We start from the raw sequence: 20,727 nt of genomic DNA on the forward strand, positions 1-20,727 counted from the left end.
GCCGCGGGCGGCGCGCCGGGCGGCCCGGTGGCGCTGCCGGGACAGACGCTGCGCGAGGCCACCGACGCCTTCCAGCGCGCCTGGATCGAAGCTGCGTTGGCGCGCCACGGCGCCTCGATGGCCGCGGCGGCGCGGGAGGCGGGCATGGATCGCAGCAATTTCCACCGGCTGGCGCGGCGCCTGGGGCTGGCGGCCGGGCGCCGTGGCGCGCTTGGCTAAGCTCGCGCGCATGGGCAAGCAACACAGCATTCGTCAAGGTGCCCAGGGTCCGCGCGAGCGCTGGAGCCTGGACGCGGGCAGCGGCGACGTTGCGCGGCTGGACATCCCGGCCGACGCGCAGCGCGAGCGCCATTTCGAGATCGACAGCCGTTTCGTGGTGCGCCGCCGCGCCGATGCGGACGAGGCGTGGCTCGAGCTGCGGGTGTCGGTGGACGGCGCGCTGCGCTGGTCGCGCCGCGTGGACAGCGCCGAGGGCAGCGACTCGCTGGACTACCGCTTCAGCGTGCGGCTGCCCGCCGGGCGCCCGCTGCGGCTGCTGGCCACCACGGTGGTGCAGGGCGTACAGCGGGTGTCGCTGGTGCTGGAGGCGTGGGAGGAGTAAGGCGCAGCGTCAGGCCTGCCCGCGCTGGCTGGCGAGCACGGCCGCCTCGGCGCGGCTGCTGAGGTTGAGCTTGCGGTAGATGGCGCGGATGTGCTCGTTGAGCCCGGGGGTGCGCAGGCCCAGCAGCCCAGCGATCTCCTTGAGCGTGAAGCCCTTGCTCAGGAAGGTGAGTACTTCGTTCTCGCGCGGCGTGAGCTGCTCCTGCGCCTGGTGCGGCTCCAGCGCGATGCGGCCGGGCGCGGCGAGCGCGGTGGCCGGCGCGCCGACGCGGAAATGCGACAGCATCCGCCGCGCGATGGCCGGCGACAGCGGTGGCTGCCCGCGCACGATGCGCTGCAGCTCCTCCACCAGCAGCTCGAAGCGGTCTTCCTTGAGCAGGTACCCCTCGGCGCCGCACTGCAGCGCGGGGAACAGGTGCTCGTCGTCCACGTACAGCGTGGTGACGATGCGGGTGGCGGGGTAGTCGGCCAGCTCGGCCAGGAAGGCCAGCCCCTGGTTGTCGGCCAACTCCAGATCGACGAGCACGAGGCGGAACGGCTCGCCGCCGTCGTTGCGCAGGTAAGCGCGCGCCGACTCCAGGTTGCCGGCCTCGGTGATGCTCATTGTTTCGCTGAAGCTCTCGCGTACCACGCGGCACAGGAAGCTGCGCGCGACCGGGTTGTTTTCCAGGATCAGGACCTTGACGGCCATGGAGACGGCTCCCGCCCTATGAGAAGCCGCTCGCCTTGACAAGGATCGCGGCGTGAAGAAATGCGGCCGTTATGTTGTTGAAATTATCCTAACACCCGCTAACCTTGCGCCGGCCCGACCGGCGCCACGTCCGGCCCCGGGCTGCCAACTCCGGCGCGCTTCGCGGGCCCAACCCAAGCAATACCCGATGCGAATCCTGATCGCCAACGACGATGGCTATCTTGCGCCTGGACTGGCGGCCCTGGTGGCCGCCGTGCAGGACCTCGGCGAGATCGATGTGATCGCGCCCGAGCAGAACGCCAGCGGCACCTCCAATTCGTTGAGCCTGCACCGGCCCTTGTCGGTGTTCAAGGCGGGCAACGGCTTCAACGTCGTCAACGGCACGCCTTCGGACTGCGTGCACGTGGCGCTCACGGGGCTGCTGCCGCAGCGGCCCGACCTGGTGCTCTCGGGCATCAACAACGGCGCCAACATGGGCGACGACACGCTGTACTCCGGCACCGTGGCCGCGGCCATGGAGGGCTACCTGTTCGGCGTGCCGGCCATCGCGTTCTCGCAGACCGAGCGCGGCTGGCACCACCTGGAGAGCGCCGCGCGCGTGGCGCGTGCCATCGTGGACGAAGTGCTGCGCCAGCCCCCGGCGCCCGTGCCTTGGCTGCTCAACGTCAACATTCCCAACCATCCGCAAGCCGAGCGGCTGCCGCGACTGGTGACGCGGCTGGGCCGGCGCCACGCCAGCGAGCCCGTGATCCGGCAGACCAACCCGCGTGGCGAGCCCATCTACTGGATCGGCCCTGCGGGCGACGCGCGCGAAGCGGGCGCGGGCACCGATTTCCACGCCACGGCCAGCGGCTGTGTGTCCATCACGCCGCTGCAGGTGGACCTCACCGCGCATGCCACGCTGCCGGCGTGGCGTGCGGTGCTGCAGCGCCAGTCATGAAGCCGCGCGGGCCGCGCTTTCCGATCGGTCTGGACCGCGTGGCACCCGGCGCGCAGGCCCCGGGCGTCACGCAGCGTCCGCAGCGCCCGGTGCATGAGGCCGCCGCCGATGCCCGGCGGCGCAGCGCGCCCAGCGGGCTGGGACTGGACTCCGGGGCCGTGCGCGCGCGCATGGTGCAGCGGCTGCGCGCGCAGGGGCTGCTGTGCGAGCCGGTGCTGCAGGCGCTGGAGCAGGTGCCGCGCCACCACTTCGTGGACGCGGCGCTGGTGGCCCAGGCCTACGAGGACACCGCGCTGCCCATCGGCCACGGCCAGACCATCTCCAAGCCGTCGGTGGTGGCGCGCATGCTGGCGCTGCTGTTCGAAGGGCGCACGGCGCGGCAGCGCGGCACGCTGGGGCGCGTGCTGGAGATCGGCACGGGCAGCGGCTACCAGGCCGCGCTGCTGGGCCTGCTGGGCTCGCAGGTGATCTCGGTGGAGCGGGTGCGCCCGCTGCACGACCGGGCCCGCACGCTGCTGCAGCCGCTGCGCCGCCCGAACCTTCGCCTGGTGTGGGCCGACGGCCGCCTGGGCCATTCGCCCAATGCCCCTTACGACACCGTGATCGCAGCGGCCGGCGGCGAGGCGTTGCCGCAGTCCTGGCTGGACCAGATGGCCCCGGGCGCCCGTCTGGTGGCGCCGCTGCACGCGAGCGCCGGCGGCGGGCAGGTGCTGATGGTGGTGGACCGCACGGAGTCCGCCTGGGTCCGGCAGGTGCACGAGGCGGTGCACTTCGTACCCCTAAAATCCGGCGTTGCTTGAACGGAGGGACGTTTTGTCGATGAGTTCGAATTCCTGGCGTGCTGCCTTGGCCATGGCTGCGGGCGTGTCGACGGTGCTGATCGTCGGCTGTGCTTCGCCCCAGCAGCAGGCGCCCGTCGAGGATCGCCCCCGCACCGCGGTGCGCCCGGCTCCTGCGCCCGCACCGGTTGAGATCGTGAAGCCGCTGCGCGGCATCGAGAACGCCGGCAAGCCCGGCTACTACACCATACGTCCCGGCGACACGCTCATCCGTATCGGGCTGGAGAACGGCCAGAGCTGGAAGGACATCGCGCGCTGGAGCGGGATCGACAATCCCAATCAGATCGAGGTCGGCGAGGTGGTGCGCGTGGTGCCGCCAAGCGTGGATCCGAGTGTGGTGGCCTCGCGCCCGGTGGTGTCGTCCCGCGTCGAAAGCCGCCCGCTCGATGCCAAGCCCGTGCCGGCCACGGCTGCCGCCGCATCGGCAGCGGTCACGGCATCGGCCAGCGACAGCGCCTCCGCTGCGACACCGGCGCCCGTGCCCGCGCCCGCGCGCGAGACCAGCAGTGCCGCACGCGACCCGGACGACAACATCACCTGGATCTGGCCCGCTGGCGGCAGCGTCGCCAGCGCCTTCGACGACACGCGCAACAAGGGCATCACCATCACCGGCCGCGCGGGCGACCCGGTGCTGGCGGCCGCCGACGGCCGCGTGGTGTATGCCGGCTCGGGGCTGCGTGGCTACGGCAACCTCGTGATCGTCAAACACAACAACACGTACCTCACGGCCTACGCACACAACCAGACGCTGCTGGTCAAGGAAGATCAGGTAGTGCGCCGCGGCCAGCGCATCGCCGAAATGGGTTCCAGCGACGCCAGCCGCGTGCAGCTGCACTTCGAGATTCGCAAGCAGGGCAAGCCGATCGATCCGACCAGGCTGCTACCGCCACGTTGATGGCATGACTTGATATCACCGGAGGTGACCAATGAGCAGGCGATGGGACGTACGCGAGGGCTCAGCGGTGAATCCGGTGAATCCTGTGAACATCGTGCCGCTGGTGGCGGCGCTGGATGACCTGGAGGGCCGGCCGCTGCCGGTGCCCGTGCCGGAAGAGGCGGCTCCCGCCGACGAGCCCGTGGTGGACGGCCCCGCCGTCGCGCTGCCGGCGGGCGAATCCGACGTCGGCAACACGCTGCAGCTGTACCTGCGCGAGATCCGCCGCGCGCCGCTGCTCACGCCCGAGCAGGAGTACGACACGGCGGTGCGCGCGCGCGCCGGGGACTTCGAGGCGCGCCAGGCGATGATCGAGCGCAACCTGCGCTTGGTCGTGAGCATCGCCAAGAACTACATGGGCCGCGGCCTACCCATGACCGACCTGATCGAGGAAGGCAACCTCGGCCTCATGCATGCCATCGGCAAGTTCGAGCCGGAGCGGGGCTTTCGCTTCTCCACCTATGCCTCGTGGTGGATCCGCCAGAACATCGAGCGGGCGATCATGCACCAGGCCCGTTTGGTGCGGCTGCCAGTGCACGTGGTGCGCGAACTCAACCAGGTGCTCAAGATGCGCCGTGCGCTGGAAAGCGAGAACGCCCGGCCTGGCGAGAGCAGCGAGCGCACGGTGAGCGTGGAGCAGGTGGCCGCGGCGCTGGGACGCTCGGTGCAGGACGTGGCGGCGCTGCTGCGCTTTGCCGAGCAGCCCACCTCGCTGGACGCGCCGCTGGAGCGCGACCAGGGTGAGTCCATGCTGGACACCGTGGCCGACGACCAGGCACTCGATCCGCTGGGCCACACGCTGGTGCGCGAGGTGGAGCAGTTGCTGCGCACGGGCATTTCCGAGCTCAACGAGCGCGAGCGCGAGGTGCTCACCGGCCGCTACGGGCTGCACGACCGCGAGCCCGAGACCCTGGAGGTGCTGGCCGAGCGCATGGGGCTCACGCGCGAGCGCATCCGCCAGATCCAGCAGGAAGCGCTGGTCAAGCTCAAGCGGCGCATGGTGCGCCAGGGCATCGACCGCGACTCCATCTTCTAGGCGCCAGAGGCCGCGCAAGCGCGGATTTGTCCCGGCCGCGGCACCGCGCATGGCCGCGCGCGCCGGCTCCCCTTTGCCCGGGCGGGATAATCCGCGCCCTATGACGGTTGACAAGGAATGGCTGCGCGTCGAGTCGCTGGACCTCGACGCGCAAGGCGTGGCCCACAACGCCGAGGGGAAAGTCGTCTTCATCGAAGGAGCGCTGCCGGGTGAGGAAGTGCAGGTCCAGGTCTCGCGGCGCAAGAACAACTGGGAGCAGGGCACCTTGCAGGCGCTGCGGCGCGAGAGCGCGCAGCGCGTGACGCCAGGCTGCGTGCACTTCGGGCTGCATGCGGGTGCCTGCGGCGGCTGCAAGATGCAGCACCTGCATGCCGGCGCGCAGATCGCCATCAAGCAGCGCGTGCTGGAGGACAACCTCTGGCACCTGGGCAAGGTCAGGCCCGAGCGCCTGCTGCGCCCGGTGGAGGGGCCGACCTGGGGCTACCGCTACCGCGCGCGGCTGTCGGTGCGGCACGTGGCCAAGAAGGGAACGGTGCTGGTGGGCTTCCACGAGCGCAAGTCGCGCTACGTGGCCGACATGCAGCGCTGCGAGGTGCTCCCCGCCCACGTGAGCGCGCTGCTGATGCCGCTGCGCGCGCTGGTTGCTTCCATGGAGGCGCGCGACCGGCTGCCGCAGATCGAGCTCGCCATCGGCGAGGGCCCGCAAGGAATGGTGACGGCCCTGGTGCTGCGCCACCTGGAGCCGCTCAGCGGTGCCGACGTGACGCGGCTGCGCGACTTCGCCGCCGAGCATGGCGTGCAGTGGTGGCTGCAGCCCAAGGGTCCGGACACGGTGCACCTGCTCGACGAGGGCGGTCCGGAGCTGGCGTACGCGCTGCCGGAGTTCGGCGTGGTCATGCCCTTCAAGCCCACCGACTTCACGCAGGTGAACCACCACATCAACACGGTGCTGGTGGGCCGCGCGCTGCGGCTGCTGGACGTGCAGCCCGGCGAGCGCGTCATCGACTGGTTCTGCGGGCTGGGCAACTTCACGCTGCCGCTGGCGACCCAGGCGCGCGAGGTGCTGGGCATCGAGGGCAGCGAGACGTTGGTGCAGCGCTCGCGCGAGAACGCGCAGCGCAACGGCCTGGCGCACAAGGCCGGCTTCGCGGCGCGCAACCTGTTCGAGCTCACGCCGGCGGATGTCGTGGCCTACGAGCCGGCGCAGCGCTGGCTGGTGGACCCGCCGCGCGAGGGTGCCTTCGCGCTGGCCAAGGCGCTGGCGGACCTGCGCCAGGCGCCCGAGCTGGCGCCGCCGGGCTGGGAGCCGCCGCGGCGCATCGTCTACGTGAGCTGCAACCCGGCCACGCTGGCGCGCGACGCGGGGCTGCTGGTGCACCAGGCGGGCTACCGCTGCACGGCGGCCGGCGCGGTGAACATGTTCCCGCACACGGCGCACGTGGAAAGCATGGCGGTGTTCGAGTACGACCCGCATGCCGTGCCGAAGGCGCCCCAGGCTGATGCGGGCGAGGCGGTTGCGCTGCCCGAGCCCGAGCCCGAGGCTTCGGCCTGACGCGCCCGCCGCGCGCCCATGAAAAAGGCCCCGCGAGGGGCCTTTTTGCTTGGTGCGGCGTGTTCGGGTTATTCGCGGTCGCCGCCGAAGATACCCAGCAGGGCCAGCAGGTTCTGGAAGATGTTGTACAGGTCCAGATAGATGGCCAGCGTGGCGGTGATGTAGTTCGTCTCGCCGCCGTCGATCACACGCTTGATGTCATAGAGCATGAAGGCGGAGAACAGACCGATGGCGATCACCGACAGCGTCATCATCAGCGCGCTGGACTGCACGAAGATGTTCACCAGCATCGCCACGAACAGCAGAATCAGGCCCACGAACAGGAACTTGCCCATGTTCGTGAGGTCGCGCTTGATGACAGTGGCCAGCGAAGCCACGGCCAGGAACACGCCCGCAGTGCCGCCAAAAGCCAGCATCACAAGCTGAGCGCCGTTGGAGAAACCCAGCACCACAGCCAGCAGGCGCGAGAGCATCAAGCCCATGAAGAAGGTGAAGGCCAGCAGAACGCCAACGCCGGCTGCGGTGTCCTTGGTCTTCTCGATGGCGAACATCAAGCCAAAGGCGCCGACCAGGAACACGATCAGGCTCATGCCCGTACCCATCGCGGCCATGATGCCGGTGCTTACACCAACCCAGGCACCCAGAACCGTAGGCACCAGCGACAGGGCCAGCAGCCAGTAGGTGTTGCGCAGCACGCGATTGCGTTGCTGTGCGCTCAGCGAACCCGCCGCTCCCTGGCCGGAGTAGACGGTCTGCAGGCGTTGGTCCATGAAAGAAGCCTCCAAAAATGATCAGGACGCGGGTTTCGATCCGCTGCGGCAATTCTAGTTCCGCCCTTTGGGGGATTGCCCCGGCTTGGCCGGCGTGGCCACTCCTGCGCGGCGCGTGAAGCAGTTTTAATCGGTGCCGCATGAAGCAGCGACCGGCTGCCCGCTACATTGGCGGCCCTTTTTCACCCCACAAAGAGCAGTTCCCAAGATGAAGAACCGACCGATGCTGACCCAGGACGACGTGCAGGCGATGGGCGAGGCCGCCCGCGCCGAGGCGCAGGCCAACGGCTGGGCCGTGACCATCGCCATCGTGGACGACGGCGGCCACCTGCTGTGGCTGCAGCGCCTGGACGGCGCGGCGCCGGTGTCGGCGCAGATCGCCCCGGCCAAGGCCCGCACCGCAGCGCTAGGCCGGCGCGAGAGCAAGGTGTACGAGGAGATGATCAACCAGGGCCGCACCTCGTTCCTGAGCGCGCCGGGCATCGAGGGCCTGCTCGAAGGCGGCGTGCCGGTGGTGGTGGAAGGCCACTGCATCGGTGCCGTGGGCGTCAGCGGCGTGAAGTCCACCGAGGATGCCCAGATCGCGCGCGCGGGCATCGCGGCACTCAAGACGGCCTGATAAGGCACCTTGGCTCCGGGCTGCCGGGGCCGCGCTGGCATGCACCATGCCAGCGCATGCGATGCCGTTAGAAGTGCGCGGTAAAGGCGGACAACTCCTCACGCAGCACGGGGGCGGCTCTGGGGGAAACCCGGGGTCCGCTATAATTCCAAGGTTTACCCGCCACCATCCCGCCCGGCGAATATCGCCATCGCTGCCGCCGGTCTACCCGGTTACGCACCAACATCGAGCGTCACAGCAGCGCCGGGCGTGCACACACACCGGAGTCTTCCTTGCTGCCTGTACAGCCTCCCGCACTTCTCGCACTTGCAGACGGCACGGTCTTTCAGGGCACCTCGATCGGCGCAGCCGGTCATACCGTCGGCGAAGTGGTGTTCAACACCGCGCTCACCGGCTACCAGGAAATCCTCACCGACCCGAGCTACTGCCGCCAGATCGTCACGCTGACGTATCCGCACATCGGCAACTACGGGGTCAACGGCGAGGATGTCGAGGCCTCGAAGGTCCATGCCGCTGGCCTGGTGATCAAGGACCTGCCCGTGCGCGTGTCCAACTTCCGCGCCGGCCAGTCGCTCACCGAGTACCTGCAGTCCCAGGGCACGGTCGCCATCGCCGATATCGACACGCGGCGCCTGACGCGCGTGCTGCGCACCACCGGCGCGCAAAACGGTTGCATCGTCGCCTTCCCGGCCGGCACCGTGATCACCGAGGCGCACAAGGCCGAGGCCGTGGAGCGCGCCAAGGCCGCGCCCAGCATGGCGGGGCAGGACCTGGCCAAGGTGGTCTCCACGCGCGATGCCTACGAGTGGACGCAGACCGAGTGGAAGCTCGGCAGCGGCTACGGCGTCCAGGAGGCCCCGCGTTTCCACGTCGTGGCCTACGACTACGGCGTGAAGCTCAACATCCTGCGCATGCTTGCCAGCCGCGGCTGCCGCATCACGGTGCTGCCGGCGCAGGCATCGGCGCGCCAGGCGCTGGCGCTCAATCCCGACGGCATCTTCCTGTCCAACGGCCCCGGCGACCCGCAGCCCTGCGACTACGCCATCGAGGCCGTGCGCGAGCTCATCAACAGCGGGCTGCCGACCTTCGGTATCTGCCTAGGCCACCAGATCATGGCCCTGGCCGCCGGCGCGCCGACCTACAAGATGAAATTCGGTCACCACGGCGCCAACCATCCGGTCAAGGACCTGGACAGCGGCCGCGTGAGCATCACCAGCCAGAACCACGGTTTCGCCGTGAAGGCCGACGCGCTGCCGGCCAACCTGCGCGCCACGCACGTGAGCCTGTTCGATGGCTCGCTGCAGGGCCTGGCCTGGACCGACAAACCCGCCTTCTGCTTCCAGGGGCACCCCGAGGCCTCCCCCGGCCCGCACGACATTGCATACCTGTTCGACCGCTTCATTGAGCTGATGGCGGCGCGCCAGACGGAGAAGAACTGAGATGCCCAAGCGCACCGACATCAAGAGCGTCCTCATCATCGGCGCCGGCCCGATCATCATCGGCCAGGCCTGCGAGTTCGACTATTCCGGCGCCCAGGCTTGCAAGGCGCTGCGCGAGGAAGGCTACAAGGTCATCCTGGTCAACTCGAACCCGGCGACCATCATGACGGACCCGGCCACGGCCGACGTCACGTACATCGAGCCCATCACCTGGCAGGTGGTGGAGCGCATCATCGCCAAGGAGCGCCCGGACGTGATCCTGCCCACCATGGGCGGGCAGACGGCGCTCAACTGCGCCCTTGACCTGCACCGCCACGGCGTGCTGGAAAAGTACGGCGTGGAGATGATCGGCGCCAACGAGCACGCCATCGAGAAGGCCGAGGATCGCCAGAAATTCAAGGAGGCGATGACCAAAATCGGCCTGGACTCGGCCAAAAGCGGCATCGCCCACAGTATGGAAGAGGCCTGGGGCGTGCAGAAGCGCATCCAGTCCGAGATCGGCGGCTCGGGCTTCCCGATGGTGATCCGCCCTAGCTTCACGCTGGGCGGCACCGGCGGCGGTATCGCCTACAACCCCGAGGAGTTCGAGGAGATCTGTAAGCGCGGTCTCGACCTCTCGCCGACCAAGGAACTCCTGATCGAGGAGAGCCTCATCGGTTGGAAGGAGTACGAGATGGAGGTCGTCCGCGACAAGGCGGACAACTGCATCATCGTGTGCTCGATCGAAAACCTGGACCCGATGGGCATCCACACCGGCGACTCGATCACGGTCGCGCCGGCGCAGACGCTCACCGACAAGGAATACCAGCTGCTGCGCAACGCTTCCATCGCGATCCTGCGCGAGATTGGCGTGGACACCGGCGGCTCCAACGTGCAGTTCTCGATCAACCCGAACAACGGCCGCATGATCGTGATCGAGATGAACCCGCGCGTGAGCCGCAGCTCGGCGCTGGCCTCCAAGGCCACGGGTTTCCCGATCGCCAAGATCGCCGCCAAGCTGGCCGTGGGCTACACGCTCGACGAGCTCAAGAACGACATCACCGGCGGCGCCACGCCGGCCTCGTTCGAGCCCAGCATCGACTACGTGGTCACCAAGATCCCGCGCTTCGCGTTCGAGAAGTTCCGCGAGGCCGATCCACACCTGACCACACAGATGAAGTCAGTGGGCGAAGTGATGGCCATGGGTCGCACTTTCCAGGAGAGCTTCCAGAAGGCGTTGCGCGGCCTGGAAACCGGTATCGATGGCCTTTCCGAACGGTCGACCGACCGCGACGAGATCGTCGAGGAGATCGGCAATCCCGGTCCCGAGCGAGTCCTGTTCGTGGCCGACGCCTTCCGCATCGGCATGAGCCTGGACGAGATCTTCGAGGAAACCGCGATCGACCCGTGGTTCCTGGCGCAGATCGAGCAACTCGTACAGATCGAGCAGACGCTCAAGGGCCGCACGCTACAGAGCCTATCGAAGGAGGAGCTGTTCTTCCTCAAGCGCAAGGGCTTCTCCGACAAGCGCCTGGCCAAGCTGCTGGGCAGCAATCAGCATGACGTGCGCCGCGCGCGCCAAGCGCTGGGGGTGCGCCCGGTGTACAAGCGCGTTGACACCTGCGCCGCCGAGTTCGAGACGCAAACGGCCTACATGTACTCCACGTATGACGAGGAGTGCGAGGCCGCGCCCAGCGACAAGAAGAAGATCATGGTGCTGGGCGGTGGTCCGAACCGCATCGGGCAAGGCATCGAATTCGACTACTGCTGCGTGCACGCGGCGCTGGCGATGCGCGAGGACGGGTACGAGACCATCATGGTCAACTGCAACCCGGAAACCGTCTCCACCGACTACGACACCTCCGACCGCCTGTACTTCGAGCCGGTGACCCTGGAGGACGTGCTGGAGATCGTCGACAAGGAAAAGCCCGTCGGCGTGATCGTGCAGTACGGCGGCCAGACGCCGCTGAAGCTGGCGCTGGATCTCGAGGCCAACGGTGTCCCTATCATCGGCACCACGCCTGACTCCATCGACATCGCCGAGGACCGTGAACGCTTCCAGAAGCTGTTGCACGAGCTGGGTCTGAAGCAGCCACCCAACCGCACGGCGCGCACCGAAGAAGCCGCGCTGCAGCTGGCGCACGAAATCGGCTACCCGCTGGTGGTGCGCCCGAGCTACGTGCTGGGCGGCCGCGCGATGGAGATCGTGCACGGCGACAAGGATCTGGAGCGCTACATGCGCGAGGCCGTGCGCGTGTCGGAGAAGTCGCCGGTGCTGCTGGACCGCTTCCTGGACGACGCCATCGAAGTGGACGTGGACTGCATCAGCGACGGCGAGGCCGTCATGATTGGCGGGATCATGGAGCACATCGAGCAGGCCGGCGTTCACTCGGGCGACTCCGCCTGCTCGTTGCCGCCGTACTCGCTGCCGGCCTCGCTGCAGGACGAGCTGCGCCGCCAGACCACGCTGATGGCTAAGGCGCTCAAGGTCGTAGGCCTGATGAACGTGCAGTTCGCCATCCAGGGCGAGGGCGACCAAGCCGTCGTTTATGTGCTGGAGGTCAACCCGCGCGCCTCGCGCACGGTGCCCTACGTCTCCAAGGCGACGGGCCAGCCGCTGGCCAAGATCGCTGCGCGCTGCATGGCGGGCCAGAAGCTCACCGAGCAGAAGGGGCTGGACGGCCGTGCGCCGCGCGAAGTGGTGCCGCCGTACTTCAGCGTCAAGGAAGCAGTGTTCCCGTTCAACAAGTTCCCCGGCGTGGATCCGATCCTGGGCCCTGAGATGCGCTCCACGGGCGAGGTCATGGGCGTGGGCAAGAGCTTCGGCGAGGCCATGCTCAAGAGCCAGCTCGGCGCAGGCTCGCGGCTTCCGTCGTCAGGTACGGTGGTGATCAGCGTGAAGAACAACGACAAGCAGCGCGCGGTCCAGGTGGCCGCCGAGCTGCACAAGCTGGGCTTCAAGCTGCTGGCCACCAAGGGCACGGCCACGGCCATCGCGGCTGCCAACATCCCGGTGAAAACGGTGAACAAGGTGAAGGACGGTCGCCCTCACATCGCTGACATGGTGAAGGCGGGCGAGATCCAGTTGGTGCTCACCACGGTGGACGAGACGCGCACGGCCATCGCCGACTCGCGCTACATCCGTACCGCCGCGTTGGCCAACCGCGTGACCTATTACACGACCATGGCCGGCTGCGAGGCCGCCACCGAGGCGCTCAAGCACCAGGATGACCTCGGCGTCATCTCGCTGCAGGAGATGCACGCCCAGCTGCACTAAACTGCAGCCGCGTCGCCACCGCCCGGGCCTGCCGTCGGGGCGGTGTCTTCTTCCAACTTAAACGCGCCCCGGGCGCGTTTTGCTTTTGATCCATCAATCCGAACCATGGCCACCATTCCCATTACCAAACGCGGCGCCGAGAAGCTCAAGGAGGAGCTGCAGCGCCTGAAGTACGTCGAGCGGCCTGCGGTGGTCGTGGCAATTCAGGAGGCGCGAGCGCAGGGCGACTTGTCGGAGAACGCCGAGTACGACGCTGCCAAGGACAAGCAGGGCTTTATCGAGGGCCGGATCCTGGAGATTGAGGGCAAGCTGGCTGCAGCACAGGTGATTGACCCATCAGAGCTTGATGCCGGTGGGCGCGTGGTCTTCGGCGCCACGGTGGACCTGGAGGACGAGGCCACGGGCATGAGCGTGACCTATCAGATCGTCGGGGACGATGAGGCCGACCTCAAGCAGGGTCTGATCTCCATCAGCTCGCCCATTGCGCGCGCGCTCATTGGCAAGGAAGCCGGCGATGTGGCCGAGGTACAGGCGCCCGGCGGCATCAAGACCTACGAGATTATGGAAGTGCACTACCGGTGAGCTCTGCCGCGACAACGGGCGGTGGCGGCCTGCTGCGCGCACGCCGGCTGCTGCCCCCGCTGTGGGCTGGGCTGCTGCTGTGCGTCGCCTTGGTGGCCACGCCGGCGCCTTTTGCGACGCTGGAGCGTACGCAGGCCGGGCTGGTAGTGGCTTTCATCTTCAAGCGAGAGGCGTTCCTAACGCTGGCAGCGGCGCTGGCCTTCGTGCTGATCGAGCGGCGCCGCGCGCGCGCCGGGCTGGGGCCCCAGTTCAGTACCGAAATGGCACTGGCGCTGGGTGCGCTGTTCTTCACGGTGATCGGCTATTTTGGCCTGCAGCCGATGATGGCCTTGGCGCGTGCTGAGCAGGGCACGCTGGGCTTCGGGCAACTGCACGCCGTCAGCCTGGTGCTTTTCGGCATGAAGATCCTGTGTGTTCTGGCGCTGTCGTGGCGGGTGACGGCGCCGGCCAAGGCGCCACCTTCCTGACGCGAGTTTCTCGATTTACTCGGCCACGCGCTTTTTGACGCTGGTGGTGCGGCGCTTGGCGCGTTTGATGCTGCCACCGGGTGTCACGCGCTCGTTGCCTAGAACGCGTACTTTCTTAACCTGGGGGCGGTGGTTGCCGCTTTTGCTGAACTTCACGATCTTCACCACCTTCGGGCCAGGGCGGCGGTCTTCGCGCTCCTCAGCTTCCTTGGGTGGGATGGGGCGCCACAGCACCAGCAGCTTGCCAATGTGCTGGATGGGTGCGGCGTCGAGTTGGTCGGCCAACTGGCCGAGCAGGGCCTCGCGCGCGGCGCGGTCATCGGAAAAGACGCGCACCTTGATCAGGCCATGGGCCTTGAGCGCGGCATCGAGTTCCTTGAGCACGCCGGGGGTGAGGCCCTCGGCCCCAATTTGCACAACGGGGTCGAGGTGGTGAGCGGCGGCGCGGTGTTCCTTACGCTGGGCCGGGGTCAGATTGATCGCAGACATCCTTACATTATCGACGCAGCATGAAGATCAAGACCAAGAGCAAGAAGGTCAACAAGGCGTGGCTTGCGGATCACATCAACGATCCCTACGTGAAGCTGGCGCAGCGGGAGGGCTATCGTGCCCGTGCCGCTTACAAGCTCAAGGAGATCGACGAAGCGCTGGGCCTGGTCCGGCCGGGGCAGGTAGTGGTGGACCTGGGTGCCGCTCCTGGGGCCTGGAGCCAGTATCTGCGGCGGCGCTTCGCGCCCAAGGCCGCCGGTACGGGCGGTGCGGCAGTGGGTGAGCTGCAGGGCACGATCATCGCGTTGGACATCCTGCCGTTCGAGCCGGTGGAAGGCGTGCAGTTCATCCAGGGTGACTTCCGGGAGGACGCGGTGCTGGTGCAACTGCAGGAAGCGCTGGCCGGGCGGCAGGCCGATCTCGTGGTCTCAGATATGGCGCCCAACTTGTCCGGTATCGAGAGTGCAGACTCTGCGCGCATTGCCCATTTGGTCGAACTGGCGGTGGAGTTCTGTGACGGACACCTCAAGCCCTCCGGTGCGCTAGTGTGTAAAGTTTTCCACGGCAGTGGCTACAGCCAGTTGGTGGAACTCTTCAAGCGGCACTTTCGTGTCGTCAAGCCGATCAAGCCCAAGGCTTCGCGTGACCGGTCGGCGGAAACTTTCCTGGTAGGCCTGGGTCTGAAAAAGGCTTGAGGGGCTTTGTCCATCCGTGTTGCCCAGGGCGTTGAAAACACCTGCCTCCTCCCGGGACAAAGCAAGATTTGTCGAACCCTTGACTGAACTAAAATTGCCCCCAATTCCGCTCCGTCACGCCCCGCGCGCGTGACGGGGCCTGGTTTGAAAAGGAGCCGCGGTGAACAATCAATGGTTCTCTAAAGTCGCTGTCTGGATGGTGATCGCCTTGGTGCTGTTCACCGTCTTCAAGCAGTTCGACCGCGGAGTGACGGCCGGTAACCAGATCGGTTATTCGGACTTTTTGGAAGAGGTGCGTGCTAAGCGCATCAAGTCCGTGACGCTGCAGGAAGGCAACGGCGGTACGGACATCATTGCCACCACTACCGACGACAAACGGCTGCGCAGTACCGCTACCTACCTCGATCGGGGCTTGGTGGGTGATCTGATCAACAACGGGGTCAAGTTCGACGTTAAGCCGCGCGAAGAGCCCTCAGTGCTGATGAGCATTCTCGTGAGCTGGGGTCCGATGCTGCTGCTCATCGGCGTGTGGATCTACTTCATGCGCCAGATGCAAGGTGGGGGCAAGGGCGGCGCCTTCAGCTTTGGCAAGTCCAAGGCGCGCATGCTGGACGAGGCTAACAACTCCACCACCTTTGCCGACGTTGCCGGCTGCGACGAGGCCAAGGAAGAGGTCAAGGAACTCGTGGACTTCCTGAAGGATCCTCAGCGCTTCCAGAAGCTCGGCGGCCGCATCCCGCGCGGCGTGTTGCTGGTGGGCCCTCCGGGTACCGGTAAGACGTTGCTGGCTAAGGCCATTGCGGGTGAAGCGAAGGTGCCTTTCTTCAGCATCTCCGGTTCCGATTTCGTTGAAATGTTTGTTGGCGTGGGCGCGGCGCGTGTGCGCGACATGTTTGAGCAGGCCAAGAAGAGCGCTCCCTGCATCATCTTCGTGGACGAGATCGACGCCGTGGGTCGCCACCGCGGTGCTGGCCTGGGCGGCGGCAACGATGAGCGCGAGCAGACGCTGAACCAGATGCTCGTTGAGATGGACGGGTTCGAAACCAACTTGGGTGTGATCGTGATGGCGGCCACCAACCGGCCCGACATCCTCGATCCCGCGCTGTTGCGTCCTGGCCGCTTCGACCGCCAGGTCTACGTGACGCTGCCCGACGTGCGTGGCCGCGAGCAGATCCTCAACGTGCACATGCGCAAAGTACCGGTGGGCCAGGACATCCGCGCCGACATCCTGGCGCGCGGCACCCCGGGCTTCTCTGGTGCTGATCTGGCCAACCTCGTCAACGAGGCGGCGCTGTTCGCCGCACGGCGCAATGCGCGTGTGGTCGAGATGGTCGACTTCGAGAAGGCCAAGGACAAGATCATGATGGGCCCCGAGCGCAAGTCCATGGTCATGCCCGAGGAAGAGCGCAAGAACACGGCGTACCATGAGGCCGGCCATGCATTGGTGGCGCGCTTGATGCCCAAGACCGACCCGGTGCACAAGGTCACGGTGATCCCGCGCGGTCGTGCCCTGGGCGTGACGATGCAGCTGCCCGAAGGCGATCGCTACAGCATGGACAAGGAGCGCATGCTCTCCACCATCTCCGTGCTATTCGGTGGACGCATCGCGGAAGAGGTGTTCATGAACCAAATGACCACCGGTGCTTCCAACGACTTTGAGCGTGCTACGCAGATCGCCCGTGACATGGTCACCCGTTACGGCATGACCGATGAACTGGGCCCCATGGTCTACGCGGAGAACGAAGGCGAGGTGTTCCTGGGCCGCTCCGTCACCAAGCAGGTCAACGTCTCCGAGGAGACGATGCAGAAGGTGGACAAGCAGATCCGCAAGATCATCGACGAGCAGTACGCCATCGCGCGCCGGCTCATCGAGGAGAACAAGGACAAGATGCATGCTATGGCGCGCGCGCTGATCGAATGGGAAACCATCGACAGCGACCAGATCGACGACATCATGGCCGGCAAGCCGCCCCGTCCACCCAAGGACTGGACGTCCACGCCGCCCCGCTCGGGTGGCAACGTCACGCCGCCGGTCAACCCGGACGGCACGCCCGCCACGGCATCGTCCTGATCTGGCGTTCCCTGACTAACACGCTGTACATACGGGGCCTTCGGGCCCCGTTTTTATTCATCTGCCCATGTTCTGGACCACCACGCGCTTTCGCATCGCCCTCTCTCGCCCGCAAGTGATGGGCATCGTCAACGTCACGCCTGATTCCTTCTCGGACGGCGGCCAGCATGCCGACGCGGTTTCGGCGCAGGCGCACTGCGACCAACTCCTGGCTGAGGGTGCCGACATTCTGGACATCGGCGGCGAATCCACCCGTCCGGGCTCATCCACGCCCAGCGAGGCGGAAGAGTGGGCCCGCGTCGAACCCGCGCTGCGCCATGCCATGACGCTGGGCGTGCCGGTGTCGGTCGATACCAGCAGCCCGCTGGTGATCCGCAACGCGCTGGATCTCGGCGTGGACATCATCAACGACGTGCGCGCCTTGCAGCGCCCGGGAGCACAAGAAGCGCTGCTGCAATCCGGCATCGCCGCCGGCGTGTGCCTGATGCACATGCAGGGCGAGCCCGCCACGATGCAGGCCGCGCCCACGTATGAAGACGTGGCAGCCGAGGTCGGTGCGTTCCTGCAAGAGCGCCTGACTGCCCTGCGTGAGCATGGCGTGGCTGACGAGCGCATCGTGCTGGACCCCGGCTACGGCTTCGGCAAGACGGTGGCGCACAACTTGGACCTGCTGCGCCGTCAACGAGAGCTGCTGGCCCTGGGGAGGCCGCTGCTGGTGGGCCTGTCGCGCAAGTCCTGTCTGGGAACCGTCACCGGCCGCCCTGTGAACCAGCGCTTGGTTCCCAGCGTGGCCGCGGCGCTGGCCGCAGTGGCCCAGGGTGCGCAGGTGGTACGAGTTCACGATGTCGCTGCCACCGTGGACGCTCTCAAGGTTTGGCAAGCTGCCGGGCTGGTGCGGTAAGGCTGCAAGAGCCAGCCTCTGGACGACAATGCCGGGTCGCCCTGAGGGTCGCGATGACGCTGGCTTACAAGCACAAGGAAAGAGGATGAGCAGGAACTACTTCGGCACGGACGGCATCCGAGGGACTGTCGGCCAATCGCCCATCACCCCGGATTTCATGCTGCGGTTGGGGCATGCCGTGGGACGGGTGCTGCGCGCCGGCACGAAGCGCCCGACGGTGCTGATCGGCAAGGACACGCGCATCTCGGGCTACATGATCGAGTCCGCCTTGGAGGCCGGCTTCGCCTCGGCCGGTGTGGACGTGGTGCTCAGCGGGCCGCTGCCCACCCCCGGCGTGGCCTATCTCACGCGGGCGCTGCGGCTGGACCTGGGCGTGGTCATCAGCGCCTCGCACAACCCTTTCAACGACAACGGCGTCAAGTTCTTCTCGGCCCAAGGCCAAAAGCTGCCCGATGCCTGGGAGCTGGCGGTGGAAGCGGCGCTGCTGGAGCCGGCGCACTGGGTGGATTCCACGGGCCTGGGCAAGGCGCGCCGCCTGGAGGATGCGGGCGGGCGCTACATCGAGTTCTGCAAGAGTTGCGTCAGCAACGAGCTCTCGCTCAAGGGCATGAAGCTGGTTGTGGATGCTGCCCATGGCGCGGCCTACCACGTGGCCCCGGCGGTGTTCCACGAGTTGGGCGCAGAGGTCGTGACCATTGGCGCTAGCCCGGATGGACTCAACATCAATGCCGGCGTGGGCGCCACGGCACCGCAGGCGCTGGTGCAGGCCGTGCGTGAGCACGGTGCCGACTACGGCATCGCGCTCGATGGCGATGCGGACCGGCTGCAGATGGTCGATACCACCGGCCGCCTCTACAACGGCGACGAGCTTCTCTACGTCATGGTGGCGGACCGCTTGGCCCAGGGCAACAGCGTGCCCGGTGCAGTTGGCACGCTGATGACCAACATGGGCGTGGAAATGGCACTGCGCCGCTTAGACGTGCCGCTGGTGCGCGCGAAGGTGGGCGACCGCTACGTCCTGGAAGAGCTCGCGGCTCGCGGCTGGCAGTTCGGCGGCGAGGGCTCGGGCCACCTGCTGGCGCTGGACTGCCACACCACGGGCGACGGCATCGTGAGCGCACTGCAGATCCTGCAGGCCGTGCGCCGCCAGGGCCGTTCGCTGGCGTCCCTGCTCGAAGGCGTGAGCCTCTTTCCGCAGACGCTGCTCAACGTGCGTCTGGCCGAAGGCAGCGACTGGAAGAAAAACGCCAAGCTGGCGCAGACCCAGATGGAAGTTGAGCGCGCCCTCGGCGATGCCGGCCGCGTGCTGATCCGCGCCTCCGGCACCGAACCGGTGCTGCGTGTGATGGTCGAGGCCCGTGACGCGCAGCAGGGTCGCTCCTGCGCGGAACTGCTGGCCGAGGCGGCGCGAGGCTGAGGCGCGCGTCGGGTTTTTGTCCTGGGCAGAAGAGGCGGCGGCAGCCGCCTCTTTGTTTTTCCGTCGGCTGTTTCGGTGCCCGCCCGCTATCCCGCAGCATGACGTCCGTGTGATGTCGGCGATCCGTCTCACCCATGTCATCGCGTTGTGACTACAAGACAAGAGCGAGACAGCCGCGCTGATGCGCAGGGATGCTGTCACACGGGTGTCACACATGCGCACTAGAGTCGCGCCCATCGCTCAACTGCCTTGAGGATCCGCGATGTCGCGCCCCCATCTGCCGGTGCTGATCGGTTCCCTGCTCATCGCCGCTGCCGGCACGGCTGCCGCCCAGGACGTAACAGGCGCTGGCGCCACATTTCCCGCGCCGGTCTATGCCAAGTGGGCTGACATCTACAACAAGGCCACCGGCGTGCGCGTGAACTACCAGTCCGTCGGTTCCGGCGCCGGCATCAAGCAGGTCAAGGCCCGGACTGTGCATTTCGGCGCTACCGACATGCCGCTCAAGGACGAGGAACTGGACAAAGGGGGCCTGCTGCAGTTCCCCACCGTCATCGGCGGTGTGGTCCCGGTGGTCAATGTCAAGGGCATCCAGCCCGGCCAGTTGAAACTCACCGGCCAGGTGCTCGGCGACATCTACCTGGGCAAGATCAAGAAGTGGAACGACCCGGCGCTCACCGCGCTCAATCCGGGCCTCATGCTGCCGGAGCAGGCCATCGCCGTGGTGCAGCGTTCCGACGGTTCGGGCACCGGCTTCCTGTTCACCCACTACCTTTCCAAGACCAACGCGCAGTGGCAGGCGCAGGTGGGGGCGAGCACCTCGGTGAAGTGGCCGGTCGGCTTCGGCGGCAAGGGCAACGAAGGCGTGGCCAGCTATGTGCAGAAGCTGCCCGGCGCCATCGGCTACGTCGAGTACGCCTATGTCAAGCACAACAAGATGACGTACACGCTGCTCCAGAACCAGGCAGGCCATTTCGTGGCGCCGGAGGACGCCAACTTCAAGGCCGCCGCTGCGGGCGCCGACTGGGGCAAGAGTTTCTACCAAGTACTTACCAACCAGCCCGGCAAGGATGCCTGGCCGCTCACGGGCGCCACCTACATCCTCATGCCCAAGTCGCCGGATAAGCCCGAGGTGGTGGCGGCCGCGCTGAAGTTTTTCGACTGGGCCTACACCAGCGGCGATGCCGTGGCCACCGAGCTGAAGTACGTGGTCCTTCCGGAAACGCTCAAGACGCTGGTGCGCGAGCGCTGGGCTGGCATCCAGGGCAAGGACGGCAAGGCGTTGGCCTTCAAGTGATGTCCCGCCCGTGCCGGTGTACGCCCATCGTTCCTCGCACGACCCTGTGTGACGCAAGTTCCTCTTCCAGTTTGCTGATGGCGCCGTCTCAGGCCGCCGCAGCGCCCGCCTTCTCAAAGACATGACCGCAAG

Annotated in this window: 19 protein-coding genes and 1 pseudogene; 17 read left to right on the plus strand and 3 right to left on the minus strand. The window is 67.1% G+C overall.

Going from position 1 to position 20,727, the window contains the following annotated elements; all coding sequences use genetic code 11:
* Positions 1-219, plus strand: a pseudogene (locus tag Q0741_RS22750) (hypothetical protein); the annotation flags it as partial.
* Between the two features lie 10 nt (positions 220-229).
* The gene (locus tag Q0741_RS22755; protein WP_298235479.1) at positions 230-601 is read left to right on the plus strand and encodes a hypothetical protein; all 372 of its coding nucleotides are present in this window, start codon (positions 230-232) and stop codon (positions 599-601) included.
* A gap of 9 nt (positions 602-610) precedes the next feature.
* Here the strand turns inward: Q0741_RS22755 and Q0741_RS22760 are convergent, their stop codons facing one another.
* Positions 611-1,291 carry a response regulator transcription factor gene (locus Q0741_RS22760; RefSeq protein ID WP_298235480.1) on the minus strand — a complete coding sequence of 227 codons (681 nt, stop codon included), beginning with the start codon at positions 1,289-1,291 and terminating at the stop codon, positions 611-613.
* Positions 1,292-1,478: 187 nt separating this feature from the next.
* Here Q0741_RS22760 and surE point away from each other — a divergent pair, with 187 nt between their 5' ends.
* From surE to rlmD, 5 genes are all read left to right on the plus strand, one after another.
* The gene (surE, locus tag Q0741_RS22765) at positions 1,479-2,231 is read left to right on the plus strand and encodes a 5'/3'-nucleotidase SurE (protein WP_298235481.1); all 753 of its coding nucleotides are present in this window, start codon (positions 1,479-1,481) and stop codon (positions 2,229-2,231) included.
* Positions 2,228-3,031 carry a protein-L-isoaspartate(D-aspartate) O-methyltransferase gene (locus Q0741_RS22770; RefSeq protein WP_298235482.1) on the plus strand — a complete coding sequence of 268 codons (804 nt, stop codon included), beginning with the start codon at positions 2,228-2,230 and terminating at the stop codon, positions 3,029-3,031. The genes surE and Q0741_RS22770 overlap by 4 nt, the downstream gene beginning before the upstream one ends.
* Before the next feature lie 52 nt (positions 3,032-3,083).
* The gene (locus Q0741_RS22775; protein ID WP_298235483.1) at positions 3,084-3,965 is read left to right on the plus strand and encodes a peptidoglycan DD-metalloendopeptidase family protein; all 882 of its coding nucleotides are present in this window, start codon (positions 3,084-3,086) and stop codon (positions 3,963-3,965) included.
* 181 nt (positions 3,966-4,146) lie between these two features.
* A complete protein-coding gene (rpoS, locus tag Q0741_RS22780; RefSeq protein ID WP_298235533.1) occupies positions 4,147-5,040 on the plus strand; it encodes an RNA polymerase sigma factor RpoS in 894 nt (297 codons plus the stop codon).
* A gap of 100 nt (positions 5,041-5,140) precedes the next feature.
* Entirely contained in the window at positions 5,141-6,592 is a 1,452-nt protein-coding gene (rlmD, locus tag Q0741_RS22785; protein WP_298235484.1) for a 23S rRNA (uracil(1939)-C(5))-methyltransferase RlmD, read from the plus strand.
* A gap of 68 nt (positions 6,593-6,660) precedes the next feature.
* Here rlmD and Q0741_RS22790 read toward each other — a convergent pair whose 3' ends face one another.
* On the minus strand, positions 6,661-7,362 hold the full coding sequence (locus Q0741_RS22790) for a Bax inhibitor-1/YccA family protein (RefSeq protein WP_298235485.1): 702 nt from the start codon (positions 7,360-7,362) through the stop codon (positions 6,661-6,663).
* A gap of 208 nt (positions 7,363-7,570) precedes the next feature.
* Here Q0741_RS22790 and Q0741_RS22795 point away from each other — a divergent pair, with 208 nt between their 5' ends.
* The 5 genes from Q0741_RS22795 (at position 7,571) to Q0741_RS22815 (ending at position 13,725) form a co-directional block, all read left to right on the plus strand.
* A complete protein-coding gene (locus Q0741_RS22795; RefSeq protein ID WP_298235486.1) occupies positions 7,571-7,981 on the plus strand; it encodes a heme-binding protein in 411 nt (136 codons plus the stop codon).
* Positions 7,982-8,253: 272 nt separating this feature from the next.
* A complete protein-coding gene (gene carA, locus Q0741_RS22800) occupies positions 8,254-9,420 on the plus strand; it encodes a glutamine-hydrolyzing carbamoyl-phosphate synthase small subunit (protein ID WP_298235487.1) in 1,167 nt (388 codons plus the stop codon).
* A gap of 1 nt (position 9,421) precedes the next feature.
* Complete coding sequence (gene carB, locus Q0741_RS22805; RefSeq protein WP_298235488.1) at positions 9,422-12,676, plus strand: carbamoyl-phosphate synthase large subunit; 3,255 nt, start codon at positions 9,422-9,424, stop codon at positions 12,674-12,676.
* Between the two features lie 105 nt (positions 12,677-12,781).
* On the plus strand, positions 12,782-13,258 hold the full coding sequence (gene greA / locus Q0741_RS22810) for a transcription elongation factor GreA (protein ID WP_298235489.1): 477 nt from the start codon (positions 12,782-12,784) through the stop codon (positions 13,256-13,258).
* Positions 13,255-13,725, plus strand: a complete 471-nt coding sequence (locus Q0741_RS22815; protein WP_298235490.1) for a DUF4149 domain-containing protein — start codon at positions 13,255-13,257, stop codon at positions 13,723-13,725. The genes greA and Q0741_RS22815 overlap by 4 nt, the downstream gene beginning before the upstream one ends.
* 15 nt (positions 13,726-13,740) lie before the next feature.
* Here Q0741_RS22815 and Q0741_RS22820 read toward each other — a convergent pair whose 3' ends face one another.
* On the minus strand, positions 13,741-14,214 hold the full coding sequence (locus Q0741_RS22820) for a YhbY family RNA-binding protein (protein WP_298235491.1): 474 nt from the start codon (positions 14,212-14,214) through the stop codon (positions 13,741-13,743).
* 20 nt (positions 14,215-14,234) lie between these two features.
* On the opposite strand from Q0741_RS22820, the gene Q0741_RS22825 reads away from it, so the two are divergent.
* From Q0741_RS22825 to pstS, 5 genes are all read left to right on the plus strand, one after another.
* Positions 14,235-14,909: an RlmE family RNA methyltransferase gene (locus Q0741_RS22825; protein WP_298235492.1), complete on the plus strand. Its 675-nt coding sequence runs from the start codon at positions 14,235-14,237 to the stop codon at positions 14,907-14,909.
* Between the two features lie 160 nt (positions 14,910-15,069).
* Positions 15,070-16,980, plus strand: a complete 1,911-nt coding sequence (ftsH, locus tag Q0741_RS22830; RefSeq protein WP_298235493.1) for an ATP-dependent zinc metalloprotease FtsH — start codon at positions 15,070-15,072, stop codon at positions 16,978-16,980.
* Positions 16,981-17,047: 67 nt separating this feature from the next.
* Positions 17,048-17,881: a dihydropteroate synthase gene (folP, locus tag Q0741_RS22835; protein WP_298235494.1), complete on the plus strand. Its 834-nt coding sequence runs from the start codon at positions 17,048-17,050 to the stop codon at positions 17,879-17,881.
* 85 nt (positions 17,882-17,966) lie between these two features.
* Positions 17,967-19,298 (plus strand): phosphoglucosamine mutase, encoded by a 1,332-nt coding sequence (gene glmM, locus Q0741_RS22840; protein WP_298235495.1) that lies wholly within the window; start codon positions 17,967-17,969, stop codon positions 19,296-19,298.
* Positions 19,299-19,560: 262 nt separating this feature from the next.
* Positions 19,561-20,595, plus strand: a complete 1,035-nt coding sequence (pstS, locus tag Q0741_RS22845; protein WP_298235496.1) for a phosphate ABC transporter substrate-binding protein PstS — start codon at positions 19,561-19,563, stop codon at positions 20,593-20,595.
* Positions 20,596-20,727: the final 132 nt, after the last annotated feature.

The sequence above is a fragment of the uncultured Azohydromonas sp. genome, from assembly GCF_937926365.1.
Lineage (GTDB): Bacteria > Pseudomonadota > Gammaproteobacteria > Burkholderiales > Burkholderiaceae_C > Azohydromonas.

Bases quoted from the DNA above. Each gene is read 5' to 3' on its own strand.
- Q0741_RS22755 (WP_298235479.1), top strand. From the start codon at position 230: ATGGGCAAGCAACACAGCATTCGTCAAGGTGCCCAGGGTCCGCGCGAG.
- Q0741_RS22760 (WP_298235480.1), bottom strand. From the start codon at position 1,291: ATGGCCGTCAAGGTCCTGATCCTGGAAAACAACCCGGTCGCGCGCAGC.
- surE (WP_298235481.1), top strand. From the start codon at position 1,479: ATGCGAATCCTGATCGCCAACGACGATGGCTATCTTGCGCCTGGACTG.
- Q0741_RS22770 (WP_298235482.1), top strand. From the start codon at position 2,228: ATGAAGCCGCGCGGGCCGCGCTTTCCGATCGGTCTGGACCGCGTGGCA.
- Q0741_RS22775 (WP_298235483.1), top strand. From the start codon at position 3,084: ATGGCTGCGGGCGTGTCGACGGTGCTGATCGTCGGCTGTGCTTCGCCC.
- rlmD (WP_298235484.1), top strand. From the start codon at position 5,141: ATGACGGTTGACAAGGAATGGCTGCGCGTCGAGTCGCTGGACCTCGAC.
- Q0741_RS22790 (WP_298235485.1), bottom strand. From the start codon at position 7,362: ATGGACCAACGCCTGCAGACCGTCTACTCCGGCCAGGGAGCGGCGGGT.
- Q0741_RS22795 (WP_298235486.1), top strand. From the start codon at position 7,571: ATGAAGAACCGACCGATGCTGACCCAGGACGACGTGCAGGCGATGGGC.
- carB (WP_298235488.1), top strand. From the start codon at position 9,422: ATGCCCAAGCGCACCGACATCAAGAGCGTCCTCATCATCGGCGCCGGC.
- greA (WP_298235489.1), top strand. From the start codon at position 12,782: ATGGCCACCATTCCCATTACCAAACGCGGCGCCGAGAAGCTCAAGGAG.
- Q0741_RS22820 (WP_298235491.1), bottom strand. From the start codon at position 14,214: ATGTCTGCGATCAATCTGACCCCGGCCCAGCGTAAGGAACACCGCGCC.
- Q0741_RS22825 (WP_298235492.1), top strand. From the start codon at position 14,235: ATGAAGATCAAGACCAAGAGCAAGAAGGTCAACAAGGCGTGGCTTGCG.
- folP (WP_298235494.1), top strand. From the start codon at position 17,048: ATGTTCTGGACCACCACGCGCTTTCGCATCGCCCTCTCTCGCCCGCAA.
- glmM (WP_298235495.1), top strand. From the start codon at position 17,967: ATGAGCAGGAACTACTTCGGCACGGACGGCATCCGAGGGACTGTCGGC.
- pstS (WP_298235496.1), top strand. From the start codon at position 19,561: ATGTCGCGCCCCCATCTGCCGGTGCTGATCGGTTCCCTGCTCATCGCC.